Source organism: Actinomycetota bacterium (assembly GCA_019347575.1).
GTDB lineage: Bacteria > Actinomycetota > Nitriliruptoria > Nitriliruptorales > Nitriliruptoraceae > JAHWKY01.
On sequence record JAHWKY010000090.1, the window covers coordinates 1 to 4602 of the forward strand.

Below are 4602 nucleotides of genomic sequence, written 5' to 3' on the forward strand. Positions count from 1 at the left end.
GACCTCACGCGACTCTAGGCGCCCGGTGTCGCCGCCGATGGTCGGCGGGACGCACGCGCTGCTCTAGCGCAGGTACAGCGAATCGGTGCTCACTACCGTCGACCCGTGTCCGTCCGACTCCTGCTGCCGACCGACGTCTACGCGGCGATCCTCGCGCTCTCGTCGCTCCCGGCCGACGACCTGTCGATGCTGCCAGCCGGCCTGAGTTTGGTCGGTCACGCCCTCGAGTACGCCGTCCTGGGGACCGCGCTCCGCTGGGCCCTCGACGGCGTGCCGGGAGCGACCGCGGTGACACTCGGGGCGGTCGCATGCCTCGCCGGCATCGACGAGGCGTACCAGTCCACCGTGCCCGGACGCGATCCATCCGCCCTGGACTGGCTCGTGGATGTGACCTCGGGGGCGGTCGCGGCCACCGCGTTCGTCCGCGGGAGGGGCTGACCGCCGCACGCCCAAGGCTGTCAAGTGACCCGCACCGGGGCCTCCCACGTCATCTTCTGTGCGGCGCTGGGCCGTTACGCGCAGGGCCTCAGCCCCGGTTCGACACGGTCATCCACGGACACTCGTCGTGCCAAGTGTCGAGTGCGGCCCGTCTTGAAGGGCGGGGGCAGGCCCTGGCAAGCCGGACGAACTAAACGGATCTCGCCGCCGCGAAGACCAGACCGGCGAACGTCGCGTTCGCCCCGAGGAGGCTGAACAGCAGCACCCGGGTCTGGCGGTGGAACTCGCCGTACAACCCTCGAATGTCACCGTGGACCTCCGACCGCAGGCCGGAGATCTCCTCACGGAACTCCGACCGCACGACCTGCAGCTCGGCGTGCAGTTCCTCCCGGATCGTGCGCAGGATCCTCTCCTCGGAGAGCTGGAGGCGCTCGTCAAGGTACGTCCTGGTGACGAGCTTCCCCGTACCGATTTCCCGCAGATGCGACATCAGCGTCTCCGCGTGGTCGGCACCGAGCACCTGCTCGAGGCGGCCCTGCAGCGCGTGGCGTGATCGTTCATCGACCGCCATCGTGCCCTCCGGGAGGTCCGCTGACAACGGATGCACGGCACCCTCACGCAGCTCAGTGTTGGCGTCAATCGGAACGACCGGCGAGCTGTGGACAAGACCCGAACCCGTTGGACACCACCGGCGGAGACGCTCCGCTGTCGATCAGCCTGCAGATGACCGACGACGTCTCCGGGGTCAAGGACGGCTTCATCCGCTTCGAGAGTCCCTCCGGCAACCAGGCCGAGGGGACCACGGTGCCCACCCTCACGTCAGGGGACAAGTACTCCGGCACCTGGTCGGTCGACATCCTGTTCAGCGAGTACGCCGAATCCGGCGACTGGACCGTCACCACGTCGGAACCACCGACATCGCAGGCAACACCCGCTACTACTCCACCAGCGAACTGTCCGCGATGAGCCTTCCCACCACCTTGACCATCGTCTCGTCGCCTCAGACCACGATCGGGTCGGGACCGTCGGGGACGATCAACTCCGACATGGCCGGCAACACCGACCCGTCACCCGCCTCACGCACCTTCACCGTGGACACCACCACCCCGGACACCAACACACCCGCACCGGTTTCGCGTCTGTCGGGTGCGTCGCGATATGGCACCGCCGCCGCCATCGCGCTGCACCAGTTCCCGAACGGAGCGGAAACCGTCTACTTGGCCCGCGCGGACAACGTGGTCGACGCCGTCGCCGGTGGCGTGCTGACCGATGGACCGGTGCTGCTGGTCCCATCATGCGGACCGCTACCCGACGTCGTGATCGAAGCGCTCCGGGATCTCGACCCCTCCCACGTCACCGCTCTCGGTGGACCTACTGCCATCTGCCCCGATGTTCTCGCGGAAGCTGAGGCGCTTTAGGAGAACGATCCCGCCCTTACACCGAGCAGTCTCGGTCAAGAAGGTGGACATCCGTCGGCACCTCGTCGACCGAGGCATCGAGGCGAGGGCCCCACAGGACACGTATCAGCCGCAGCGGTGGTCCGCCATCCGACCTGGAGAGAGTCACCGACCGTGGAGCTCTCCGCACTCACGGTCGCCGCGACCACGGCCGAACGGCGAAGGGGCTCGCGCCGGAGGTAGGCAGGAGCTCGCAGGGGACGTCTGGAAGACCGACCACAGGAACGCGGCGAGGAGACGATCGTGGCGCGCTTGAGTACCAGGTGTTCGGAGCAGCGACGGCGAGGTTGGAGGTACCTGCGGACCGGCCTGGTGATCGCGCTGTCGATCGGGGCGACGCTCGCACTGGTGGCACCGGCCGCTGCGACGCCCGTAGCGACCACCGAGGAGGAGCGGGAAGCCCTCGGCCGGACCTTCCTCGAGCCGTCGAGCTCCGTCGACTACATCACGTTTGGCCGCGACGAGGCCACCGGCGTGTCCGAGTTCGTCGACGGGATGCAGCTCCTCGAGGATCTGTACCCGCGCTACCTGGAGTTCTCCACGATCGATGAGGAGCTGGGTGAGCCCAGCGCCGTGTCCACGGGGCAGGACGGAGTGGCTGCCTGGCACCCCGACGACACCGGTGACGGGCTGCCCTTCCACGTCGCGGTCCTGACCGACCGGTCGGTCCCCGATGACGACAAGCAGTACGTCGCGCTGATGGCGTCCCACCAGCTCGAGCCGTGCGGTCGGGAGGGGATCATCCGCACGATCGAGGACCTGCTGATCTGGGCGACCGAGGAACCGGACCGCACGATCGACGACGCGTCCGGACTCACCGGCGACGAGCACGAGCTGACCGCCCAGGAGGTGCTGGAACGCACCAAGATCTACGTCCTGTCGGTCAACCCGGACGGGTGGATCGTCGGCGACCACCGCGGCGGCACCTTCTCGCAGGACACCGGCGGCGGGTTCAACAGCAACCGGGTCGCCTACCAGACCGGGTGGGTCTTCCCGCCGACCGACGTGCTGTACGACAACGGCTACTCGGTGCTGACCGAACCCGAGGGCGCCGCACCGACCAAGTACCTACGGCAGGTCCGCGACGAGGAGCTCGGCGGGCGAGCGTTCGCGGCAGCGGCCGACGTCCACGGGCCGGTGCCGTTCGGCTACATCTTCCTGCACGACCAGGGCAACGATCCGGTGAAGCTCATCGGAGCCCAGGACCTCGCCACCCGGGTCGAGCAGAACATGGACGAGGTCCACGCCCGGTACGCGACCGAGCCCGGCGCCGAGGGGATCGAGCGGGCGGTCGGCGTCGCCGACGAGGCCACCCGCGACGAACGCGGCTTCTACCCGCTGCAGTGGGCCACCTACGGGCACATCTGGGAGACCTTCAACTACACGGTGTCGGCCAGCTGGGGCGGGTGGATGAACAGTGACGCGGGTCTGGACGCGACCAGCCTGTCGTACGAGATCAACTGCCGGCCCGGGCCGTGGGAGCCGATGGAGCAGCAGGTCCTCCAGGACAACGTCCGCGCGATCGTGCAGACCTACGCGGTGTGGGCTGCCACCCGTGACGAGGCGCCGACGCCCGCGCGCGACCTGGAGGGGCGGGTCGGCTTCCTGGACGTCCCGCGCGTGACCGACGCGGACGGCAACCCGTCCCCGCCGCCGGACGGCCACCCCGGCACGCCGCTCACCCCCCAGATCGAGCAGACGCCGTACGACGTGGCCAACGTCGACTACCTGCGTGACGTCCGGGAGCTGGTCCCCAACGACGTCGACGCGGTGGCGCCCGACGAGCTGGACGCCGCCCTCCGGTCACTCGATTCGTTCGTGATCGCGGACGCCACGACCAACGACGTCGACGCGTTGCGCCGGTTCGTATCCGACGGCGGCAACCTGGTGCTGACCGACGCGGCGCTGCAACTCCTCCCGGACCTGCTGGGTGAGGACGGGCTCGATCCGGACGTGACCAGCTCGTACGTCGGGTACGCCGACCTGGTCGACGACCACTGGCTGACCGAGGACCTGCACAGCTGGGCACGTCAGACCTACGACCCGATCGGCCTCGGCTACCCGATCCTCATGGAGCGCGACGCCTACTGGACCACCACGGAGGACTCGGGCACCGAGAACAGCGCCCCGATCTGGACCGTCGACCGTGAGGCGTTCGAGGCCGCCGACGGCGTGACCGCCGGCACGGTGGACCCGGCTGACGGCCCGAAGGGCGAGCGCGAGGGCGATAGCACCGACCGCGCCGAGATCGGCACGATCGAGCGAGGCGAGGGACGGATCGTGTTCTTCGGGGCGCTGCTGCCCCAGCCCACCGAGGAGTACGCCCACTGGTTCGGGCTCGACGCCTACACGGTCTCCATCGCGGGCCAGGAGATGATGCTCCGAGCCCTGACGTGGACGCGTGACACCGCGTCCGACGCGGGTCAGACACAGGCGCCGGCATCGGCCGACGAGGCGGACGACGAGCCATTGCCGGCCACGGGAGCGGACCCGACGCTGCCGATCGCCGCGGCGGTCCTACTGCTCGCTGCCTTGGTCGCACAGCGCTGCACGCGAAACGCATGGACGCTCCCCGGGAGGAACTGAACAGCGGCTCTGGTTGGAATCGGCCCCGCCGCAACACCGATGCCCAAACCACGACAGCAGCATCGGAACCACGGAGAAATTCTGGGGTTGTTGTCGTGAGCGGGATCGACGACGTCGATCG

General features: G+C 68.9%; 5 protein-coding genes. 4 read left to right on the top strand and 1 reads right to left on the bottom strand.

Features of this window, described 5'->3' with window-relative positions; genetic code table 11:
- The first annotated feature begins 105 nt into the window (after positions 1 to 105).
- Positions 106 to 438 (top strand): VanZ family protein, encoded by a 333-nt coding sequence (locus KY469_22395; GenBank protein ID MBW3665844.1) that lies wholly within the window; start codon positions 106 to 108, stop codon positions 436 to 438.
- 190 nt (positions 439 to 628) lie between these two features.
- On the opposite strand, the gene KY469_22400 is transcribed toward KY469_22395, so the two are convergent.
- Positions 629 to 1009 (bottom strand): CCDC90 family protein, encoded by a 381-nt coding sequence (locus KY469_22400; protein ID MBW3665845.1) that lies wholly within the window; start codon positions 1007 to 1009, stop codon positions 629 to 631.
- A 107-nt stretch (positions 1010 to 1116) separates the two neighbouring features.
- Here KY469_22400 and KY469_22405 point away from each other — a divergent pair, with 107 nt between their 5' ends.
- The 3 genes from KY469_22405 (at position 1117) to KY469_22415 (ending at position 4481) form a co-directional block, all read left to right on the top strand.
- Positions 1117 to 1404, top strand: a complete 288-nt coding sequence (locus KY469_22405) for a hypothetical protein (GenBank protein MBW3665846.1) — start codon at positions 1117 to 1119, stop codon at positions 1402 to 1404.
- Positions 1401 to 1856, top strand: coding sequence for a cell wall-binding repeat-containing protein (locus KY469_22410; protein ID MBW3665847.1), 456 nt, complete (start codon positions 1401 to 1403; stop codon positions 1854 to 1856). Before KY469_22405 ends, KY469_22410 begins: the two co-directional genes overlap by 4 nt.
- A gap of 282 nt (positions 1857 to 2138) precedes the next feature.
- Positions 2139 to 4481 (top strand): hypothetical protein, encoded by a 2343-nt coding sequence (locus KY469_22415; GenBank protein ID MBW3665848.1) that lies wholly within the window; start codon positions 2139 to 2141, stop codon positions 4479 to 4481.
- The last annotated feature ends 121 nt before the right edge of the window (positions 4482 to 4602 follow it).